Source organism: Vibrio furnissii CIP 102972 (assembly GCF_000176175.1).
GTDB lineage: Bacteria > Pseudomonadota > Gammaproteobacteria > Enterobacterales > Vibrionaceae > Vibrio > Vibrio furnissii.
This window is the reverse complement of sequence record NZ_ACZP01000013.1, coordinates 134,784-155,367: the sequence shown is the minus strand read 5'-3', so window position 1 is coordinate 155,367 and position 20,584 is coordinate 134,784. Positions and strand designations below refer to the sequence as shown.

The window sequence follows — 20,584 nt, the reverse complement described above, 5'->3', positions numbered from 1 at the left end:
TCATTTTCTTCACATTGACCGGACTGATATGAATTTTTCGCGAAAGAAACCGCTGTCAAATAGTTGTCAATTCTCGCCAAAACGTAAATATTCATTTGAATGCATTAGCAATTTGGATAACTATTTTAACACGCTCAATCACATCTAAAATTCTATGACCAGCCAACGTATTTTGATCCTCTACGCGCACCCTTGTCAGCACAAGAGTGAGGTGAATTCGCGCCTGTTTAAAGCGGCCCGTTACGCCCGCAACGTCACCCTCGTCGATTTGTATGGCGAATATCCGACGTTCAATATTGATGTCGACAAAGAGCAACAACGTTTGCTGGAACACGATGTGATCATTTTTCAATTTCCGATGTACTGGTACTCCACCCCGTCGATTCTCAAAGAGTGGCAGGATCTGGTACTGGAATACGGTTTCGCCTACGGTCAGGACGGCGAAGCGCTGCACGGCAAAACCCTGCTGTGCATCACCTCCGCTGGCGGTAAATCGGAGAGTTATCAAGCCAGTGGCTATAATCGATATAGCGTGCGTGAACTGCTGCGCCCAATTGAGCAGATGGCCGCGATGACTGGCATGAATTACCTCGCGCCACTGGTGCTGTTTGATGCGCGATCCGCATGCGACGACGAACGCCTCGATGCGCACATCAAACGCTACATGCAGGTGCTGCAAGTATTGAGCGACAACACCATTGATGTAGAACGCGCCAGCGAACTGCCCACACTGAATCAGTACTTCCGACCCATGGAGCTAAGACACTCTGCATGACCAGTTATTTTATTCAGGCTTTTATCTACCTCGTTGCGGCAGTGATTGCCGTCCCGCTTGCGAAACGCTTTGGCCTCGGCTCGGTGCTGGGATATTTGATGGCCGGCGTGGTCATCGGCCCCGTGGTGGGACTGGTTGGCGATGAAACATCCACCATTCAGCATTTTGCGGAATTTGGTGTGGTGATGATGCTGTTTCTGGTCGGTTTGGAGCTAGAGCCGAAAATGCTATGGGCGATGCGCACTCGCCTGCTGGGCTTGGGCGGCTTGCAAGTTGGCGTCACCACGCTGGCGACCATGGGCATGTGTCTGCTGTTCGACATCACTTGGTCAGTCGCGCTCACCATCGGTTTGATTTTCTGCCTCTCCTCCACTGCGATTGTGCTGCAAACCTTTAACGAAAAACGCCTCAATCGCACCGAAGGGGGACAAAACGCGTTCTCTGTGTTGCTGTTTCAAGACATCGCGGTCATTCCGATGTTGGCGTTTATTCCGCTGTTAGCGCTGCCCGAGTTGATTGAACAAGCGCAAACCGCCGCCAATGCCGCCGCCGCTCATCAGGAAGAACTCAACTTAATCGCCGATTTGCCGGGCTGGGCCTACGGCATCATCATCACTGCCGCAATTGCCACCGTGGTGGTGGGCGGTCACTATCTCAGTCGCCCGCTGTTTCGCTTTGTGGCCAGTGCCGGGGTGCGCGAAATCTTTACCGCCACAGCACTGATGTTGGTGGTTGGCATCGCCACATTGATGAATGTGGTCGGTTTATCACCCGCGCTGGGCACCTTCCTCGCGGGTGTCGTGCTGGCCAACAGTGAGTTTCGTCATGAGCTGGAAGCCAACATCGAACCGTTGAAAGGCTTACTGCTGGGGCTATTTTTCATCACCGTGGGCGCAGGCATTAAGTTCGATATTCTATTCGGCCACTTCTTTATTATTTTAGGCGCGACCTTGGGTGTCATGCTGCTCAAGGCGGTCGTGCTCTATCTGCTGGCGATGATCTTTCGCATCCAAGGCAGCAACCGCTGGCTGTTCACGTTGAGCTTGGCGCAAGCGGGTGAATTTGGTTTTGTGCTGTTAACCTTTACCCAGCAACGCCACGTGTTACCTGCCGATTTAGCGCAGATTCTGTCTCTGGTGGTTGCGTTGTCGATGTTCCTGACGCCGGGGCTGTTTATTCTGTTCGACAAAGTGATTCTGCCGCGATTTGAACACGTCACCAATGAGCGCGACAGCGACACCATCGATGAACAAGGCACCGTGATCATCGCGGGGATCGGTCGTTTCGGCCAAATCGTCAACCGCCTGTTGGTCGCCAACGGCGTCAAAACCGTGGTGCTTGACCACCAAGCGGTTCAAGTGGACAACTTACGACGTATTCACACCAAAGCCTACTTTGGCGACGCCACTCGCCCAGATTTGCTTCACACCGCAGGCATTGAAGACGCCAGCCTGCTAGTGGTGGCGATCGACAATCAAGAGAGCAGCGTGGAACTGGTCAAATACGTCAAACAAACTTATCCGCACGTGAAAGTGCTGGCGCGTGCGTTTGACCGAGGCCACGGCTACCGACTGCGCCAAGCAGGCGTCGATATGGCGGTTTCGGAAACCTATCATTCCGCACTCGAAGTGGGCGCAGCGGCGATGAAAACCCTCGGCTTTCACCCATTCTTTGTCGAACATCAGAAAAACACATTCAAGAAAGTGGAAAGCACGCATTCAGATGGTTTGTATGCCGCGTGGAATGCAGAGACCTTTGGCAAGGAGCGGCTCGATAACAACTACATCAAGCTGTTTGTGGAACTGGAAGAGCGCTTAAAAGCAGAAATGGCGTTTGATCGCACCGACCGCCGCTTTGACAACGAGCGTCACTGGACGCCACCACCCAAAGATTCTGCCATGCACGACCCATCGAAATAAGCAGACCTCACATCAAATAACGTTTAAGCCATGTTGATGCGCTTAAACGTTATTTTTCATTGCCGACCATCAACTCCCCGCTTGATTTTATTTTCAGTACATCTTTCTTGATCGGTTTATTTCTCTATTGATTTATTCCTGCATTGATTTATTTGTGCATTGATGTTGCGGTGATGTCTATATACATAGGCATAACACACTGTTAATCACGCGACCACTCAATAAAATCGATATTATTTTTGATTGAAAATCAATTATTAAGATTATTTCCAATATTTACACGGCGCTGCTTTTACAGCGAATGAAAGGGCAACCATACTCACACGAAAATTCATTTGATTCGCATCAACAAACTTATTCGAAATAATTGTTCATCATCGCCAAAGGCGTCGGTGCAACTCGTTGGTCGTTTACTGCTAAGTTAATAAAAAACCACTCGGAAAACTCATGATGAAAGCACTATTGAATGGATTAGATTCGCTGTTCGACAAAGACGACCTAGGCAAACTCATCCTACGCGTCAGTTTCGGCGTGATGTTCTTACTGCACGGTATTCATAAACTGTACGGTGGCACCGAGTTTATTCAGGGGCTGTTGGTGAACCATGGTTTGCCTGCGTTCATAGCCTATGGCGTGTATGTGGGCGAGGTCATCGTGCCAATTCTGATCATTCTTGGCGTGCTCACCCGCGTGTCGAGCATCATTTGGATTGGCACCTGCGTGATGGTGATTTGGCTGATGCATGCCGACAACCTATTTACCGTGAACAAAGTCGGCGCATGGGCTGCCGAAGGCATTGGGGTGTATCTGTTTGCGGCCATTGCCATCCTGCTGTTGGGGCCTGGCAAATACGCATTAGAATCGCGCAGCAACTAGCGCCCAGCACACGCGTCCATCATCTAAGCTTCGCTCAGGCGAAGCTTTTTTATTGGCCTTTTTATTGCCTTTTCTAATTAGCAGAAATTTTATCGATACTTCTGTTCATCTATGCCACCTCTTCCATCGGTTTCACCAATAAAGCCCGCGCGGTTTGACCCATCTCATGATGAAGCTCACATTTTGTGGGTAACATGACGGGGTTTTTAGCGACCCTCGGAGTTTTTGACGTGTACACCGAACAAGTCATGATGCTACTCGCCGTGTTTGAACGCGCCGCTTTGATGCTGATGACACTCTTCATTTTGACGCGCACCCACCTGTTTCAGCGCATCGTCATCAAACGTCACCGCAGCCCCAAAGAGACCGCGATGATTTCGTTGCTGTTTATCTTTTTTGCGGTCTTTAGTACCTACACCGGCGTCAACGTGTATGGCTCGCTGGTCAACGTGCGCATCATCGCCATTTTATCTGGCGGCATTTTGTTTGGCCCGTGGGTAGGCATTCCGGCCGGGTTGGTCTCGGGCATTCACCGCTACTGGATTGACATGGACGGCCCCACCTCTATGGCGTGCCTTATCACCAGTATACTGGCGGGGCTTCTGGCGACGTGGATTCACCTACGCTGCCCGAAAAAACGCTTTGCCATGATGGGCATCGCCGCGGGCGTGCTGTGTGAAGTCACCACCATGTCGCTCATCATTGTGCTCAATGACAACACGGCGCTGTCGCATTCCATCGTAGAGCAGATCAGCATTCCGATGATCTTGGGCGTGATGTGCATCGGCTTAATCATCACCTTGGTGCAAGATCTCGACGATGAAAAAGACATGATCGCCGCGCTGCAAGCCAAACAAGCGCTCAACATTGCCAACAAAACCCTGCCCCATTTCAGACAAAACGACCGCGATTCATTGCAAAAAGTGTGCGCCATTATTCGCGACGAGACCGAAGCCGATGCAGTGGCGATTACCGACACTCAAGATGTGTTGGCCTACATCGGCGTGGGTCAGGAAAACTACCTCGATGCGTACCACAAAATCAGCGACATGACGCAACAAGCAGTCAAGCTGGGCAAACAAATCATCAGCAATGACCTCAACGTGCATGAATTCCACTCGTTGCTGATCATTCCGTTATGGGAAAACGGCAAAGTGACCGGCACACTCAAGATTTTCTATCGCCAACCGCACCGTATTCGCGGCGCGCTCAAAGAGATGGCGATTGGTTTATCGCAATTGATTTCCACCCAAATCGAGATCTCACGCCTTGAGCAGCTCAAAACCATGGCGAGTAAAGCTGAGTTTTCTGCACTGCAAAACAAGATCAATCCGCACTTCCTGTTCAACGCGCTCAACGCCATCTCAACCTTGGTGCGCATTCAGCCCGATAAAGCGCGGCAATTGATCGCCAATCTCGCCGATTTCCTGCGTTTTAATTTGGAGAAAAACGACGGCCTGATCGACATTCAAGAAGAGATTCAGCAGGTGCGAGATTATGTGGCAATCGAACAAGCCCGCTTTGGCAGCAAACTCACCGTGACGTTTGATATCGATCCGATCCACAAGAAAGTGCCATCGCTGTTGATCCAGCCTTTGGTCGAGAACGCTATTCAGCATGGCGTCGTGCCCGGCAAAGGCCCGGGAGAGGTGATCATTCGCGTGAAACAAGCGGGCGACGTTGTCAAAGTAACCGTTCGAGATAGCGGTGAAGGCATCAGCCAGCAGGTGATCGACAAAGTGAATCAAGGCACGATGGGCAGCCACCGAATTGGGTTGGTGAACGTCCATCAACGCCTTGCGCTGCTCTACGGCAAAGGACTCACCATTCAACGTCTGTCCCCCGGCACAGACATTTCTTTTGATCTCAATTGATGGTTATTTCCCTATGTTAAAAGCAATCATTGTGGAAGATGAATATCTGGCACGTGAAGAACTCAGCTACCTGATTCGCACATACAGCCAGATTCAAGTCGTCGACTCATTTGAAGATGGACTCGAAGCGTTCAAGTTTCTGCAAAGCAACAAGGTCGACATCATCTTTCTGGACATCAATATTCCGTCAATTGACGGCATGCTGCTGGCGCGCAACATTCATCAATTTTCGCAAAAGCCGCAAATCGTGTTCACCACCGCATACAAAGAGCATGCTGCCGAAGCGTTTGACTTGGAAGCCTTTGATTACCTGCTCAAACCGCTCAATGAGGAGCGCGTGAAACGCTTGCTGACCAAATTGGAACAGTTCGCGCTTCCGCAGCCGAGCGCGGCCAGCCCAGTTGAACCGAGCATGGCGGCGAGCGCCTCGACCATCAACTTGGTGCGCGACAATCGCATTCGCGTCACGCCCATCGATGACATTGCCTATGCCGAGGCCAAAGAGAAAATCACGTTGGTGTACACCCACGATGGTGAGTTTGTTGCGCCGTGTTCAATTAGCGAACTGATTGAAAAACTGCCAGCGCAGCAATTTTTCCGCTCCCACCGCTCATTTTGCGTTAACACGCGCCACATTCAGGAAATCATTCCGTGGGTGAACAGCACCTACCTGCTGAAAATGTCGGATGTCGAAGGCGATGTGCCCGTCAGTCGCAGTAACATCAAAGCATTTCGCGAACTGATGCACCTGTAATTGATACCCCTTGTAATTTATGCCCTCTGTAATTCATACCCCCCTGTAATTCATGCCCGTATATTGCAACTCATGCACCGTGAGTTGCATTTCATTTTTTACTTGTTTCAAGCCCTTGTACCGTCGCTCAAACGCCGTATGTTGGGGGTATTCGGAATGAACAACCTGCTTCATTCCAACCCTGATTATTTTATCTGGAGCGTGCGTTATGAGTGTAACCGTAACCAAAACCCAACGGTTGATGACATTAGCCGGTACCATCATTACCCAGTTTGCACTGGGCTCTGTTTACACGTGGAGCCTCTTTAACTCACCGTTAGCCAATAAGCTGGAAGAACCCATCAGCCAAATCGCGTTCTCATTTGGTATTTTGAGCTTGGCACTGGCGGTGGCGTCATCCATTTCCGGCAAACTGCAAGAACGCTTTGGGGTTCGCAATGTCACACTGGCGGCAGGCGTGCTGCTTGGCGGGAGCTTGTTGCTCACCGCACATGCATCGAACCTGATGTTGCTTTACGTCTTCGCCGGTCTCTTGGTCGGTTTTGCCGACGGTACGGGGTACTTGATGACCCTGTCGAACTGCGTGAAGTTTTTCCCACAACGCAAAGGGCTAGCCTCCGCGTGTGCGATTGGCGCTTACGGTTTGGGCAGTTTGGGCTTCAAATACATCAACATGTACTTGCTGACACACATGGCGCTGGAACAAACCTTTGAAATTTGGGGCGCCATTGCGATGGTGATGGTGATTATCGGCGGCCTGATGATGACCGACGCGCCAAAACAAGTCAGCGCTACTGCGCAAGCAACGACCGACGACAACGACTTCACGCTCAATGAAGCGATGAAAACCTCACAATTCTGGATGCTGGCAGTCATGTTCCTGACCGTGTGTATGAGTGGTTTGTACGTGATTGGTGTGGCAAAAGACATCGGTGAAAACTACGTGCACCTGACCATCGCCACCGCCGCCACTTCCGTCGCCGTGATTGCGGTCGCGAACTTAGGGGGCCGTTTGGTGTTGGGTATTTTGTCTGACAAAATGGCGCGCATTAAAGTGCTGGCCTTTGCCTTGTTCGTCTGTTTGGTCGGCACCGCATCGCTGCTATTCCTGCACTTGCACAGCCTGAGCTTCTACTTCGCCGTGGCATGCATCGCGTTTAGCTTTGGCGGCACCATCACCGTATTCCCTTCATTGGTGAGTGATTTCTTTGGCCTCAACAACCTGACCAAAACCTACGGGGTGATCTACTTAGGATTCGGCGTTGGTAGCTTTGCAGGCTCGATGATCGCCTCCACCTTGGGTGGTTTCAGCGCCACCTTCTACGTGATGTTCGGTTTGTTGATTATCTCGCTGGTCATGGCCGCCTTGATCAAATTCCCACAACATACACAACCTCGTATGCATTCAGACCTGATGGCGCACAGCAACAGCTAACCCGCCATCCCAAGCTCAACACACAACAAAGGTCACCTCGGTGACCTTTGTTATTTTGGCCGCGCACCACGCAGGTAGGTGGCCACGGATTGCTTTTCATCCCATCGTGATTGGTGATCCCATCACGCTTGTGATACATCACGCATTGAGATGCTCGGAACCGTTAAACGAAAACATGCGCACCTCATCGCGCGCGCACCAACCCAGTTTCTGATAGAACCCCTGCGCGCTGTGATTGGTGTGATATACAAACAGGTGGGTTTTATGAATCCCCAGCGCGGCCAGTGCATCAACGGTTGCGTCAACCAATCGCTCACCAATGCCTTGGCCGCGCAAGCGACTGCTGACCGCCAAATGTTGCAGATAACCACGGCGACCATCGGTGCCAGCCAGCACCGTCCCAACGATCACGCCGTCCTTGATGGCGACAAAACTACAACCCGGGTTGCGGGCCAAATACGCCGCAATACTGTCGCGCGAATCGACATCACGCAGGGATAAATGCTCGGTTTCACGCCAAATCGCGATGACCGCATCATAATCTGAGATGTCCATTTCTCGAATAGTGACCACATAAGCTCCTGATTTTCTGAAGATGCGCGTTTGCGCCTCGATGCATCATGGCATAATTCCACGCCATCGGTATAGCGTCACACCTTGATTTTATTGGGCTGCAACCGAGTGCGCAGGGAAAAAAGATGCTCGAAATCACGCGCCAATGATGTTCAAATAGTGACCTTTGCGTGATCCATTCCACTTATTAAACAGAAAAACATCATTAGTGGAGACACGCCCCTTGCTTTAAGGGGGAAAAAGCCTAATAAAGGGGAAATGAGGCAGAAAACGTGCTTTTCATGAATTCTTGATTCACCGCATTACACCTTCTTCCCTGCCCGATTTAGTATTCGCTTCGGTATCGAAGCACCATTCAAAGGATCATTAATATGTCTGACCTGACGACGAGCATTGACTCTATCCAACCTGTTGTTGAATCTTCCGGCTCCTCTATCTGGGGCTACGTGATCGGCGGCATCGTCATCGTTCTGGCTGCTGGCTACTTTGGTTTCAAAAAAATGAACCAACCTGCTTTCGTGATTAAGCAGCTGCGTAAACGCAACCGTAAAGAGATGCAAAAACAAGGCGTTGAAAGCGCAGAATCGATGGCAGACCTGGATCTGCTCCTTGACGCGGTTCAAAAATACGCGACTGAGAAAAAAATGACTGGCACCGCGATGGTGCAACTGCTGGCGCCGATGAACGATAAATCGAAAGTGAAATCGGGCACCGATTTCTACCACGCACTGGCGTACATCGCGAAAAACATCGACGATCCGCAACTGGCGCGTAGCTTCCAAAACAAATCCAAGCAGGTGAAATCCAGCTCTCCGCTGATGGCGGGTCTGCTGAAACGCGCAGGCGTGTAACCCTCACCGAGAGATGATTCGATAACCCGCCGCGTGCGGGTTATTTTTTACTTTCGTTTCAAGCGTATACCGAAGATCTATCACTTTCTGCACATCAAGCCCCAATTCCCCATGGCATTTCGAACGCTTTGCCAGTACCGTCATCATTCCTGCATAAGAAAAATGAAAAGGATGTCATGACCAGTCTTGTGAAACGCCTCAAATCCAGCCCGAAACATACCATTTGGATCACACTTGGTTTGCTTGCCCTGCCACCGCTCTTCTGGGCGGGGAACTTTATTGTCGGCCGCTCGGTGCGCGGCGATATTCCACCGCTCACGTTGTCGTTTGATCGTTGGTTGATTGCCAGCCTGATCTTGCTGCCGTTTACCTACAAAACTTTGCGCCGTGAGTGGCGGCTTTACTGGCAATACCGCACGCGGATTGTCATCGCTTCCATTACCGGCGTCGCGGCGTTTAACTCGCTGATCTATCTTGGTTTACAAACCACCACCGCCAGCAATGCGTTGATCCTGAACTCGTTCATTCCGCTGCTGATCATGCTGTTTGGCTCGCTGTTTTTTAAACTCACCCTCAGCGCCAAACAGTGGCTGGGGATGAGCATTTCGTTTGTTGGCGTACTGAGCATTATTTCGCGCGGCGAGTGGTCAAATCTCACCTCATTGAGCTTTAATCAGGGCGACATGGTTGTGTTTCTGGCGATGGTCAGTTGGGCCATCTACACGTTGGTGATTCAGCGTATGCCAAAAGAAATGAACCGGATTGGTTTGATGTCGGTGCAGATGTTCCTTGGCTTGTTGGTGGTGCTGCCGTTTTACCTGTGGGAAGTACATTCTGGCGCGTTGCCGAACTGGAACAACCACACACTGCTTGCGCTGGCTTACGTGGGGATTGTGCCTTCGGTGCTGGCGTATCTGCTCTACACTGCGGGCGTGGAACGTTTGGGGCCAGCTAAAGTCGGGTTATCCATTCACCTCATTCCAGTATTTGGCGTGTTGCTCTCCATCGCGCTGCTCGGCGAGAGTTTGCATTTGTATCAAATCAGCGGCATGGCGCTGATCTTCCTCGGCATTCTGCTCAGTTAGCACTGACAGGAAGATGTTGCCCAATAAAAAAGTCCCCGGCGAAGCCTCTTGCCGGGGACAAAGAGCTAAAAGTAAGCTCTACACTTCGGTTAAGCCTTGAGACCGGCTGCGGTCATCAAGGCTCGAAACAACGTCGCGACAATGCCCAGCGTGGCGACACTGACACACCAAATGCCCGCCAGCCACAACCACTGTTTCCATGTCGCGGGCGTCTCAGACGCCTGTTGTGGTCTGTTCAATGGTACGCCTCCCCGTCTTTCACTTTGCCGCCAAACACGGCATAGCTCCAAAAGGTATACATCAAAATAAAGGGAATGATGAACAGCGCGCCCACCAGCATAAAGCCTTGGCTTTGCGGCGGTGACGCGGCCTGCCACAACGTGACCGATGGCGGAATGATGTTCGGCCACAGGCTGATGCCCAAGCCAACAAAGCCCAGCAGCACCATGCCCAGCGTGGCGACAAACGGCAGGCGATCCGCATGGCGCGCCAATGCACGATAGGCCGCCCAAGACAGTAAACCCGTAGCCAGCGGCACCGCAGAGAGCCATACCACGTTCGGCACACTCAACCAGCGCGTGGCAATGCTCGGCTGCGCCAACGCCGTCCACGCACTCACTGCGATCATCACGGCCAATTGCATCGTCAGAATACGCGGCGCCATGCCAAAGAATCGCTGCTGCAAATGGCCCTCGGTTTTCATGATGAGCCAGGTCGCGCCGAGCAGCGCATACGTCACCACCAAGCCGAAGCCACAAAACAGCGAGAACGGCGTCAGCCAATCAAACGCACCGCCCGCGTAGTGGCGTTGTTCAACCGCAATGCCCTGAATCACGGCGCCGACTACGATGCCTTGGCAGAAGGTCGCTGCCACCGAACCGACCATAAAGGCGCGATCCCAAAACACGCGATGATGCGCCCATGCTTTAAAGCGAAACTCAAATGCCACGCCGCGAAATATCAGCGCCACCAACATCAGCGTGAGTGGAATGGTCAGCGCATCAATGATCACGCTATAGGCGAGCGGAAACGCGCCAAACAGCGCCGCCCCGCCCAACACCAACCAAGTTTCGTTGCCATCCCACACCGGCGCGACCGAGTTCACCATGGTGTCGCGCGCCTCGCCGCGGGTCACCATCGGCATCAAAATGCCGATACCCAAATCAAATCCATCCATGACGATGTACATCAGCGTGGCAAACACGATGATGCCAAACCACACGATTGATAAATCAAATCCCATCTCAGGCTCCTTGAATTAAATGCGACCGGACAAAAACGGCTGTTCGTGTTCAGGCGAATGCGCAGCATCCGGCCCCTGCTTGATTTGGTGAATCATGTACAGATAGCCAAAACCAAACACCGCGCCATACACCAACACAAACCCAATCAGGCTGATGCTCATGTGCAAATCGCCATGGGCGGACACCGCATCTCGCGTGCGTTGCAGCCCATACACCACCCATGGCTGACGGCCGACTTCCGTAGTAAACCACCCCGCCAGAATCGCAATTAACCCGCTCGGCCCCATCCAAATACACAACCGCAGAAAGCCACGATGTTGATTGAGTGTGCCGCGCTGGCGCAGCCACACGCTCCAAAGCCCTTGCAGCAACATCAACATGCCGAGTCCAACCATGATGCGAAACGCCCAGAACACCACAGTGGCATTCGGTCGGTCTGCTTTGGCAAACTCCTTCAGCGCCGGGATCGGTTTAGTCAGGCTGTGATTGAGGATCAAGCTGCCCAGATAAGGAATTTCCAGCGCGTAATCGGTGGTCTCGGTCTCCATATTCGGCATGCCGAATAAAATCAGCGGCGTCGGTTCGCCATCGCTGTTATCCCAATGGCCTTCCATCGCAGCAATTTTCGCGGGCTGATGTGCCAATGTGTTTAAGCCATGCAGGTCGCCAATCAGGATCTGAATCGGCGTCACCACCACCAGCATCCACAGCGCCATGGAAAACATTTTGCGTACCGCGCTGCTGGCATTGCCCCGTTTCAAATGCCACGCCGCCGATGCTGCGACAAACAGGGCGGTACTGAGAAATGCCGCCACGCCCATGTGCAGCAAGCGGTATGGGAAAGAGGGGTTGAAGATCACCGCCAGCCAATCGACTGGTACCACGCGGCCATCGACAATTTCATAGCCTTGCGGCGTGTGCATCCAGCTGTTAGACGCCAGAATCCAGAACGTGGAAATGATGGTGCCAAGCGCCACCATGCAGGTGGCAAAGAAATGCAACTGTTCCCCCACCCGTTTCCAGCCAAACAGCATCACGCCGAGAAATCCGGCTTCGAGGAAAAATGCCGTCAGCACTTCGTACGTTAGCAACGGGCCAGTGATTGATCCGGCGAAGTCCGAAAAACCACTCCAGTTGGTGCCGAATTGGTAAGCCATCACCAAACCAGACACCACGCCCATGCCAAAGTTGACCGCAAAGATTTTCGACCAAAAATGGTAAAGGGTTTTGTAATCGGGATTGCGGCGTTTCAGCCACAGCCCTTCGAGCACCGCCAGATAGGTCGCCAGACCAATCGTGATGGCGGGGAAAATAATGTGAAACGAAACAGTAAACGCGAATTGAATGCGAGCAAGCATGAAAGCGTCGAGACTGAACATAACTTCCTTCCAGTATCTTTTTAATTGTGGCAGGCATGGTATGTCGCCACAAAAATTGCGAACAGATACAGAAACTCGTCGCTTTTCTATAACAGTGATGAAAACCAAGTGTTATATTTCGAGTTTCAATGAAAGGGATGAGCGATGGCGAAATACGAACAGTTGGTGGCACAGATCAAGCATCAAATTGACGCAGGTATCTGGCAGGCGGGCGATAAGTTACCGTCGCTACGCAAGCAATCTGAGCACACGGGCTTGAGCCTGATGACGGTCCTGCACGCCTACCAAGTGCTCGAATCGCAAGGCTGGATTCAATCGCGCCAACGCAGTGGGTATTGCGTGTCACCACAATTGGCCCCAGCGGCCAACGCTGTGCCGCGCGCCATCGAATCGATGGAGCAGATCGACATCAACGATTTTATCTTTGATGTACTGCAAGCAGGGCGTAATCCGCACATGGTCACCTTCGGTCACGCCTATCCCGACCCCAGCCTCTATCCGCGCCATCAGGTCAACAAGTCGCTGATGGCAGCCGCGCGCAGCATGCCGGTGTCCAGTGCGCTCGATAACCTGCCGCCGGGCAACGACACGTTGCGCTCAATCATCGCCAAACGTTACGCTGCCCGTGGCATCAACATTTCACCGGATGAAATCGTGATCACCGCAGGCGCGCTGGAAGCGCTCAACCTCAGCCTACAAGCGGTGACACGCCCCGGCGATTGGGTGGTGGTGGAATCGCCCACCTTTTATGGCGCGCTGCAAACCCTTGAACGCTTAGGGCTGAAAGCGCTCTTCATTCGCACCGATCCGCAGCACGGCATCGACCTCGACTCCCTTGAACGGGCGTTGCAATCGCATTCGGTCAAAGCGTGCTGGTTGATGAGCACGCTGCAAAATCCGCTCGGATTTACGCTCAGCGCCGAGAAAAAGCAGCAACTGGTACAGCTCCTCAGCCGCTATCAAGTGGCCTTAATTGAAGATGATGTCTACAGCGAACTCTACGCGGGTAAGGAAGCACCGCTGCCTGCCAAAGCGTGGGATCGCAGCGCCAATGTGATGCACTGCTCGTCGTTTTCCAAATCCTTGGTCGCCGGTTTTCGCATCGGCTGGGTGGCCGCGGGTCAGCACGCCCTGCGCATTCAAAAACTGCAACTGATGAGCACCCTGACCACCAGCGTGCCGATTCAACTTGCGCTAGCGAACTACCTCACCACGCGCAATTACGAACAGCATTTGCGCCAACTACGACGCAAACTTCACGAACGGAAAAAGGCGATGCTGGCACAGCTTCATCTGGCGTTTCCGCCCGAAGTGAGTATTACCGATGCTGATGGGGGGTATTTTATCTGGGTTGCACTGCCGATAGGCATGGATGCGATGGCGCTGTATCAGCGCGCACTGCAAGAGAAGATCACCATCGCGCCAGGCAAAATGTTCAGTCCGGGCGAGCAGTTTGCCCACTGTTTTCGCCTCAACAGCTCCTTTGAACTGACCGAGCAGCGCCAGCGGGCGATTTCTCGCTTAGGGGAATTGATTCGCCAGCAGATGGCGGAAGATTGAGCCGCCGCTTTAAGCGCTACTGCCAAGCGACTAGCTAAGTAACCACATGAAGCAACGACACTAAGCAACGACAAGGCAGTTTTTGCCTCGGCGTTTGGCCTGATACAGCGCACTGTCGGCTTTCACCAACAAGGCTTCGATACTATCACCATGAGTCGGATACACCGCCGCTCCAATGCTGATCCCGATTAACGCCGGGGAACCGTCAATCACAATCGGGGCGCTGATCGCCTCAATGATCTGTTGCGATTTATAGAAACAGTCATCGTCGGTGTTGCGCAGAATCGCGACAAACTCATCCCCGCCAAAACGCGCGACAATGTCTTGCGCGCGAACACTGTTTTGTAGGCGATGTGCGACCACTTTCAACACTTCATCCCCCATCGAATGGCCGTAGCTGTCGTTGACGTCCTTAAAGCCATCCAAATCCATGTAATAGAGCGTAAATGGCTGCCCCTGCGCACGCGCTTGGGCCAAATGATCATGCGCTAAATCGTAGAAATGACGGCGATTCGCAATGCCGGTTAACTCATCTTGCGTCGCCAGTCGCCGTTCCAACTCCACCACTTCTTGGCGTCGTTCGACTTCTTGCTGCCAATGCTCCGTCGCATCGCTAACGGCTTTGGTCACTTGCACGCGGTGCGTCAGAATGCGGTATAACCCAATGGCAATCACGCCAGTCGAGAGCAACAAATAAATCCAGTACCACGACGACAAAATAAAGCCAGTATGCATGACATACGCGGCTCGGCGACCACTCATCGACAGCACCCAGCGACTGTTACTAAGGGCAATTTCGGTGGAAAGAATCGGGTTAGCATCGGTCTCATCACGGCCCAAAATCACCGTATTCACATCGCCCACTGGATTCACCGCACGGATCGCGAGCGAAAATTCGCGATCGAATGCGGTGATGGGCGTTGATTGAAGCAACGCCTCTAAATCAATGATGACCGTCGCAAAGCCCCAGAATACATCTCGCTGCGTCAAATCATGGGACGGCAGGTAAACCGGCGCGCGTGCAATCAATGCCTGACCACCTTGGCGCAAGGTTAACGGGCCATCGACGATGGTGCTGCGCGAGGTAATCGCCTTCATCACGCCATTCTTGCGTTTCGGATCTTGCAACAGGTTGTGGCCGACGGCTTTTTGATTGCGTTCGACATTCGTCACGTAGGTCACAATGCCTTGGGGCGCCAATTGCAAACTGGTGATGTAAGGGGTTTTCTCCAACATGCGTTCCGCAAAAATGGTGAACTCTTCTGGCGTAAAGTCGGGGCGAGACTGCACGAATGCTTCCAAGCTGTCGGTCAGTCTGAATTTGCTATCGAGCGCCGCTTGCAGCGAGATGGCCAGCCCTTGCAACCGCTGTTGGTACAGGTAGAGATCGTCGCGCTGCTTAGCCTCTTTCTCGATGTAGCGCACGCTCAGAGCTACCGTCCCCCAAATCACACAGGTCAGAACCACAATGGTAATGTGCAGCGGATTGGCCTTGTAGAGCGAATTACTCGTGACATTCTGATCCACCAAAATGCCGCGATAGAGGAAATAGTTCGACGCCAAACGGAACAGATGCCCCGCCGCGTTGGCATCGCCATACACCGAGGCGTATTGGGTAAAACAAAACTCCGCCCCCATCGTGAGCGCAAACGAGATCATCAAATAATGCACTTGCAGCGACTGGTAGCTGCGGCGACGCATCCAAACGCCAATGGCAGCCAACAACACAAAGCTGATGACCACATATTCGCTGTAGATTTTAAACGGCGTGAGCCCTTGGCCATCAAGAAAAGCATCAGGGAAAATTTCGAGTGGATAGATGGCGCAAACACCGGTCACGGTCGCCAGCACCAGCACCTTGATGTACTGCTCGACGTAACGACACTGAAATGGACAAAGGAACACCAGCGCCAAGCCCATGGATTCCACCAAACGGGCCAGAATCCAGAATTGCGTGGGCGGATTGTTGCCCAGCCCTTCGGCAAAGAACGATCCTTTGTAACTGAGGGTATGTGCCAAATCGACAAACGCGACGCATAAATACAGGGTACTGAGTAACGCGAGCGGACGTGCATCTTTGTGGGTCGAGGCTTTGTAGCCTGCTAAGGCAATCATGCCGGAGACAAACACGGTGGTCAGTTCAATGATGGCATGAAACGTCACGAAATCGTGGCGTGACAGGATCCAGAGCAGCCCTAACACGGCGGCCAGCAGCAAGGATTGTGTCGACCTGACAAAACGACTTTTGTCAGTGAACTTCAAACTTTCCAACGCGTCCTATCCCATTGATTTGTTTTTTTAAGGGTGAAAGGGTCGTCTCTGAACATCTCGACCAGAATAAACAGCCACGGGAAAAAGTGGCTGGCACGGTCACTCTGGGTGAGCATCACCAGAATTCAGTGCTTCGTCTGTTTTTGACTTAGTGACTTTTTGAATAGTAACGTGGTTCATAAAAATGGGTCAATTCATTGACACCATAAATGCAGGGGCTATCGCCCAAAAACGGTCAATTAAACCTCATTTTCTTGATGGATATAACAAATAATTGACGCGAAATCAGTCTCATTTTCCTTCAGCGAATTGCGTGAAATAATGTGCATCGGATTGCTAGAAATGATGTGCATTAGATTGATTGAAACACGGAAGACCAACATTACCCCTTCAGGAGTGTGGTGATTTTTGTGCGGGCGAGTAGAATCACATCTTTACCACCGATAATACTGACGCCATGAAACCCGATCGATTGACTGCCATGCAGCAGATCATTGATGCGGTGCAAAAGGAATTCCCGCTTTATCAACAAGACACCTTTGTCTGCGGCCCCGACAATACCTGTGTCGGCTGCCCAAAAAAACTGATGGAACTGGTCGATAGCGAACTCAGCTATTGGCAACACCAAGTGACACGCGGCCTGCCGCCTTCATTCGACGAACTCAACCGATTTGGCAAACTGTGCAAAAACGTGCGCCGCGCCTTAGTGCGCAATGGCCGAATCGCGGTCACTGAGTCGTAATCATTCACCGGTAACGTCACTCTGTTCACCAGCAACGTCACGGCTCATCGACACGACACCGATGAAGATGACAAGGCGCAGCGGCATAAGCTCACTGCGCCTGTGTGGTGTAATGTGGCGTGGTAAGTCGTGTGTGATTTGGTTTGCTACGCTTTGCGAATCCGCGCAGGCAGGGATTGGCGAGCCGCCGCGCCGACCACCCAGTCGAGCAGCACACCGGGGCTTTGCCGGGTTGGGTCAATCAAACCGACATCGTTGATGTTGACGCCATCGCTGCGCTTCATGTTGACCGGTTGCTGCTTGTCGCCAATCCAGTGCGCCCGCTCGCCGAGTTCGGTATGGCCAAAGCCGTGCTCGAAACCGAGCGTACCGGGGCGAATACCCTCCAGCACCATCGCCACCGCCGTCATCTGCGCGCTCGGGGTTTCAATCACAAACTGATCGCCCGTTTCAATCCCCGCCGCCTTGGCATCGCGTGGATGCATGTAGACCGGATTGTCACCTTTGATCGCATTAAGACGGGGCGACAAATTCGACACCGCGCTGTGAATGTTGGACTTAAAGTTGGTCAGGCTGAACGGCCACTCGTGCGGCGGATAACGCACTTCCAGCGGCGTGCCGTCGGCCAGTTTTTGCGGATACCAGGTCGGGCAGCCACAGTAGCGCTCGCCAGTCATAGTATTGCGCGACGTCGCCAACTTTTCGTTCCAGATCGCAACCGGATTGACCCATTTGTATTTCATGGTGTCGCCTTTGTAGGCTTCGGTTGCATCCTCAAACCGCCCGCCGCGCGCAAAGATGTACGCCACCCGCTTCATTTCGTCCGCTGTCAGTGCCTGCTGCATGGCGGGCATCAGGCGCTCCAGCCCCGACCACGCGATATCTTCCGCCGTCACTTCCGGTACGCCGCCTTTGACATACGCCAGGTTGGCCGCCGAACGCAGGTAGAAATCTTCCGCACTGTGAATGCCGTGCCAGTTACCTTGGGCATCGGCAATGGCATTGTCACCAAAACCGCCGAGCTGCATTTTTTTCGCCACGTCGATCAAAAAGTTTTCCAGACAGATCGAGCGCCCATCCGCCGTTTTGGCCGTGCGCGGCGCCACAACTGGCCAACGCGCCGTGACGGTTTTAACGGGTACGTCATGCCACGGCCCAGCCATGCCCCAGCTTTCGTACGTGACGGTATCCGGCACAATGTAGTCCGACAGCGTGGTGGTTTCGTTGATGAACGCATCGACCGACACGATCAGTCCCAACTGCTTCGGATCTTTGAGTTTTTCTTCCAGCAGCGCTTTGAGCCCCGGCACCCCGTAGATCGGATTAGCAATGTGGTTGATCCACGCTTTGATGCGATACGGATAGCCGTCCATCGCCGCCGACAAATGTTCGGTCAGCAGCGGCGCGGATATCGGATACCACGGTGCACGCGTTGGGTAAGGTGACTCGCCGGCTGCTACGCGACGCCGGTATTCACTGCTTTTGTGATACGGAAATTTGCTCCGTGACAGGAAAATGCCTTTGGGCGCAACCTTACCGGCAAACTGGTTGAAGTTGTAACGCGGGCCGTCTCCCGACGTCGGATAACCGCCCGCTTTGGCCATTGCGCCGCCTTTGCGGTTGATGTTTCCCACCATCGCATTGAGCATCATGATGGTGAACGCGTTGTAAAACCCGTTGCTGTGCATGTTGCCGCCGTGGGTGTCCACCACCGCTTTGGTGCCATAGCTGGTAAAGCGCTGTGCCAGCGCGATGATTTGCGCCTCGCTAATTCCGCACTGCTGGCTGTAATAGGCCAGATCGTATTTAAACGCCTGCTCTTTGAGGTGTTGCAACGACGATTTGACCGTGACGGGCTTGCCCGCAAGCATCACCTCGCGCGTGACAAACAGCGCCGCTTCGTCTGGTTCGGTATTGAGCGCTAACTCGTCGCTACTTGCATTGACCACCACGTACGGATCGCTGTCGGAACGCGCTTCACCGTCAAACGGCAGACCGACATCCGATGCGCGCAGGAAGCTGCCGCAACGCGGATGCTGATCGTCACTGATCACCAAATGGGTCGCGTTACACCAGTGCGCCGTGCCGGCACGCTGCATCGCGGCCACGCCCGGCTGAGCCAGAAATGTTTGGTTGTAACGTTGATTGGCGATGATCCACTGGATCATACCAAGCACCAACGCAGAATCGGTGCCCGGTTTGATCGCCAGCCAATCGTTGCGATCGCCCGCCGCTAAGCTCGACGACCCCGCTGGCAAGCTGGGCGTGACCACAGTGTATTCGAGTTTGCCTTCGCTGCGCGCATTGGCAAGCTGGCGCGCCTGACGCTTGAACGGGTTACCCGCCTGCGCTGGCGACATGCCGATAAACAGAATGTACTCGGCGTGGTCGAAATCCGGTTTGAGGTGAGCGTATTTATCCAAATCGTTGAGGAATGCGCCGCTGCCGGCACGAAACGCATAGCCGCAATACGAGCCGTGATGGCCGAAGTTGCGCGTGCCGAAACTGTTAAACGCAAAGCGTTTGATGATGTCATCCCGCCCCTCGTTGCTGGCATTGGTCACCAGCAACTGGTTGGCTTTCGGACCATATTCCGGGTTATCGGCATCCAGCGGCGTGGTGAGGTCGCGAATAGCACGCAACCCCTCGACATGCCCTTCGCCAAACAGATCGCCCCCTTCGACAATCTCCTCAATCAACTGCTCGTAGCTGATCGGCTCCCAGCGCCCTTCACCACGTTTGCCGACCCGTTTCAGCGGCTGCGTGATTCGGTAAGGGCTGTTTTGTATGTCCAGCATTGCATTGCCGCGCGCGCATGCCGTTGAACGGCCTTGCAACCCCGCTTCGCCCGCCATACTCAGATAAGCGTCTTTGACTGGGGTCGCAAACGGAATCGCATTTTGCTGTGACAGCGGATGATATGGGTTACCGCTGATGCGCAGAATGTCATCGTTGCGATTGTCGATGCGCACGCGCAGGCCGCACAGCGTCCAGCAACCAAAACACATTGAGGGGGCAACGCGCTGATTCGGATTGGGGATCAGATTGCCGTTGGGATTAACGCGGTATTCCGGCTCCAGCGAATTACCATGATGCGGATCGCGGGTGGCCTGCCCGGCTTTGCCTTCCACAATCCCTTCCACCATGTGTTTAGTGGTGGTTGCGTAACCGGCGGCAAATGCGCCCACACCACCGACGGCAAGGCCCGACTTCAAAAACTGACGGCGTTTGTTGTCCATGTTCTGT

At 53.1% G+C, this 20,584-nt stretch carries 16 protein-coding genes; 10 read left to right on the top strand and 6 right to left on the bottom strand.

Annotated elements, in window-relative coordinates:
* Window positions 1-154: 154 nt before the first annotated feature.
* The 6 genes from VFA_RS04795 to VFA_RS04770 all read left to right on the top strand — a co-directional run bounded on the left by VFA_RS04795 (window position 155) and on the right by VFA_RS04770 (window position 7,633).
* Window positions 155-775, top strand: coding sequence for an NAD(P)H-dependent oxidoreductase (locus VFA_RS04795; protein ID WP_004725175.1), 621 nt, complete (start codon window positions 155-157; stop codon window positions 773-775).
* Window positions 772-2,694, top strand: coding sequence for a monovalent cation:proton antiporter-2 (CPA2) family protein (locus VFA_RS04790; protein ID WP_004725174.1), 1,923 nt, complete (start codon window positions 772-774; stop codon window positions 2,692-2,694). The genes VFA_RS04795 and VFA_RS04790 overlap by 4 nt, the downstream gene beginning before the upstream one ends.
* 447 nt (window positions 2,695-3,141) lie before the next feature.
* On the top strand, window positions 3,142-3,570 hold the full coding sequence (locus VFA_RS04785) for a DoxX family protein (protein WP_004725173.1): 429 nt from the start codon (window positions 3,142-3,144) through the stop codon (window positions 3,568-3,570).
* A gap of 248 nt (window positions 3,571-3,818) precedes the next feature.
* Window positions 3,819-5,444 carry a LytS/YhcK type 5TM receptor domain-containing protein gene (locus VFA_RS04780; protein WP_038151391.1) on the top strand — a complete coding sequence of 542 codons (1,626 nt, stop codon included), beginning with the start codon at window positions 3,819-3,821 and terminating at the stop codon, window positions 5,442-5,444.
* A 13-nt stretch (window positions 5,445-5,457) separates the two neighbouring features.
* Window positions 5,458-6,198 carry a LytR/AlgR family response regulator transcription factor gene (locus VFA_RS04775; protein ID WP_004725171.1) on the top strand — a complete coding sequence of 247 codons (741 nt, stop codon included), beginning with the start codon at window positions 5,458-5,460 and terminating at the stop codon, window positions 6,196-6,198.
* A gap of 208 nt (window positions 6,199-6,406) precedes the next feature.
* On the top strand, window positions 6,407-7,633 hold the full coding sequence (locus tag VFA_RS04770) for an L-lactate MFS transporter (protein WP_004725170.1): 1,227 nt from the start codon (window positions 6,407-6,409) through the stop codon (window positions 7,631-7,633).
* A gap of 138 nt (window positions 7,634-7,771) precedes the next feature.
* Here VFA_RS04770 and VFA_RS04765 read toward each other — a convergent pair whose 3' ends face one another.
* The gene (locus tag VFA_RS04765) at window positions 7,772-8,206 is read right to left on the bottom strand and encodes a GNAT family N-acetyltransferase (protein ID WP_004725169.1); all 435 of its coding nucleotides are present in this window, start codon (window positions 8,204-8,206) and stop codon (window positions 7,772-7,774) included.
* A 371-nt stretch (window positions 8,207-8,577) separates the two neighbouring features.
* On the opposite strand from VFA_RS04765, the gene VFA_RS04760 reads away from it, so the two are divergent.
* Both VFA_RS04760 and VFA_RS04755 read left to right on the top strand, forming a co-directional pair.
* Window positions 8,578-9,057, top strand: a complete 480-nt coding sequence (locus VFA_RS04760) for a hypothetical protein (RefSeq protein ID WP_004725168.1) — start codon at window positions 8,578-8,580, stop codon at window positions 9,055-9,057.
* 176 nt (window positions 9,058-9,233) lie between these two features.
* The gene (locus VFA_RS04755; RefSeq protein WP_004725167.1) at window positions 9,234-10,142 is read left to right on the top strand and encodes a DMT family transporter; all 909 of its coding nucleotides are present in this window, start codon (window positions 9,234-9,236) and stop codon (window positions 10,140-10,142) included.
* Between the two features lie 89 nt (window positions 10,143-10,231).
* On the opposite strand, the gene VFA_RS23120 is transcribed toward VFA_RS04755, so the two are convergent.
* From VFA_RS23120 to VFA_RS04745, 3 genes are read right to left on the bottom strand one after another with little or no spacing between them, the layout of a single operon-like run.
* Window positions 10,232-10,381, bottom strand: a complete 150-nt coding sequence (locus tag VFA_RS23120) for a DUF2474 domain-containing protein (RefSeq protein ID WP_004725166.1) — start codon at window positions 10,379-10,381, stop codon at window positions 10,232-10,234.
* Window positions 10,378-11,385 (bottom strand): cytochrome d ubiquinol oxidase subunit II, encoded by a 1,008-nt coding sequence (gene cydB, locus VFA_RS04750; protein ID WP_004725165.1) that lies wholly within the window; start codon window positions 11,383-11,385, stop codon window positions 10,378-10,380. Before cydB ends, VFA_RS23120 begins: the two co-directional genes overlap by 4 nt.
* Before the next feature lie 15 nt (window positions 11,386-11,400).
* Window positions 11,401-12,765, bottom strand: a complete 1,365-nt coding sequence (locus VFA_RS04745) for a cytochrome ubiquinol oxidase subunit I (protein WP_004725164.1) — start codon at window positions 12,763-12,765, stop codon at window positions 11,401-11,403.
* A 144-nt stretch (window positions 12,766-12,909) separates the two neighbouring features.
* Between VFA_RS04745 and VFA_RS04740 the strand changes: the two genes are divergently transcribed.
* Window positions 12,910-14,325 (top strand): aminotransferase-like domain-containing protein, encoded by a 1,416-nt coding sequence (locus VFA_RS04740; protein WP_004725163.1) that lies wholly within the window; start codon window positions 12,910-12,912, stop codon window positions 14,323-14,325.
* A 60-nt stretch (window positions 14,326-14,385) separates the two neighbouring features.
* On the opposite strand, the gene VFA_RS04735 is transcribed toward VFA_RS04740, so the two are convergent.
* Window positions 14,386-16,596 (bottom strand): sensor domain-containing diguanylate cyclase, encoded by a 2,211-nt coding sequence (locus VFA_RS04735; protein WP_038150960.1) that lies wholly within the window; start codon window positions 16,594-16,596, stop codon window positions 14,386-14,388.
* A gap of 457 nt (window positions 16,597-17,053) precedes the next feature.
* Here VFA_RS04735 and VFA_RS04730 point away from each other — a divergent pair, with 457 nt between their 5' ends.
* The gene (locus VFA_RS04730; protein WP_081454426.1) at window positions 17,054-17,338 is read left to right on the top strand and encodes a hypothetical protein; all 285 of its coding nucleotides are present in this window, start codon (window positions 17,054-17,056) and stop codon (window positions 17,336-17,338) included.
* Between the two features lie 146 nt (window positions 17,339-17,484).
* Here the strand turns inward: VFA_RS04730 and VFA_RS04725 are convergent, their stop codons facing one another.
* On the bottom strand, window positions 17,485-20,577 hold the full coding sequence (locus VFA_RS04725; protein ID WP_004725160.1) for a tetrathionate reductase subunit A: 3,093 nt from the start codon (window positions 20,575-20,577) through the stop codon (window positions 17,485-17,487).
* Window positions 20,578-20,584 lie beyond the last annotated feature (7 nt).

Excerpts from the sequence above, each read along its gene's own strand:
- VFA_RS04790 (WP_004725174.1), top strand. The coding sequence starts at position 772 with ATGACCAGTTATTTTATTCAGGCTTTTATCTACCTCGTTGCGGCAGTG.
- VFA_RS04725 (WP_004725160.1), bottom strand. The coding sequence starts at position 20,577 with ATGGACAACAAACGCCGTCAGTTTTTGAAGTCGGGCCTTGCCGTCGGT.
- VFA_RS04755 (WP_004725167.1), top strand. The coding sequence starts at position 9,234 with ATGACCAGTCTTGTGAAACGCCTCAAATCCAGCCCGAAACATACCATT.
- VFA_RS04775 (WP_004725171.1), top strand. The coding sequence starts at position 5,458 with ATGTTAAAAGCAATCATTGTGGAAGATGAATATCTGGCACGTGAAGAA.
- VFA_RS04745 (WP_004725164.1), bottom strand. The coding sequence starts at position 12,765 with ATGTTCAGTCTCGACGCTTTCATGCTTGCTCGCATTCAATTCGCGTTT.
- VFA_RS04730 (WP_081454426.1), top strand. The coding sequence starts at position 17,054 with ATGAAACCCGATCGATTGACTGCCATGCAGCAGATCATTGATGCGGTG.
- VFA_RS04760 (WP_004725168.1), top strand. The coding sequence starts at position 8,578 with ATGTCTGACCTGACGACGAGCATTGACTCTATCCAACCTGTTGTTGAA.
- VFA_RS04795 (WP_004725175.1), top strand. The coding sequence starts at position 155 with ATGACCAGCCAACGTATTTTGATCCTCTACGCGCACCCTTGTCAGCAC.
- cydB (WP_004725165.1), bottom strand. The coding sequence starts at position 11,385 with ATGGGATTTGATTTATCAATCGTGTGGTTTGGCATCATCGTGTTTGCC.
- VFA_RS04785 (WP_004725173.1), top strand. The coding sequence starts at position 3,142 with ATGATGAAAGCACTATTGAATGGATTAGATTCGCTGTTCGACAAAGAC.
- VFA_RS04740 (WP_004725163.1), top strand. The coding sequence starts at position 12,910 with ATGGCGAAATACGAACAGTTGGTGGCACAGATCAAGCATCAAATTGAC.
- VFA_RS04780 (WP_038151391.1), top strand. The coding sequence starts at position 3,819 with ATGATGCTACTCGCCGTGTTTGAACGCGCCGCTTTGATGCTGATGACA.
- VFA_RS04770 (WP_004725170.1), top strand. The coding sequence starts at position 6,407 with ATGAGTGTAACCGTAACCAAAACCCAACGGTTGATGACATTAGCCGGT.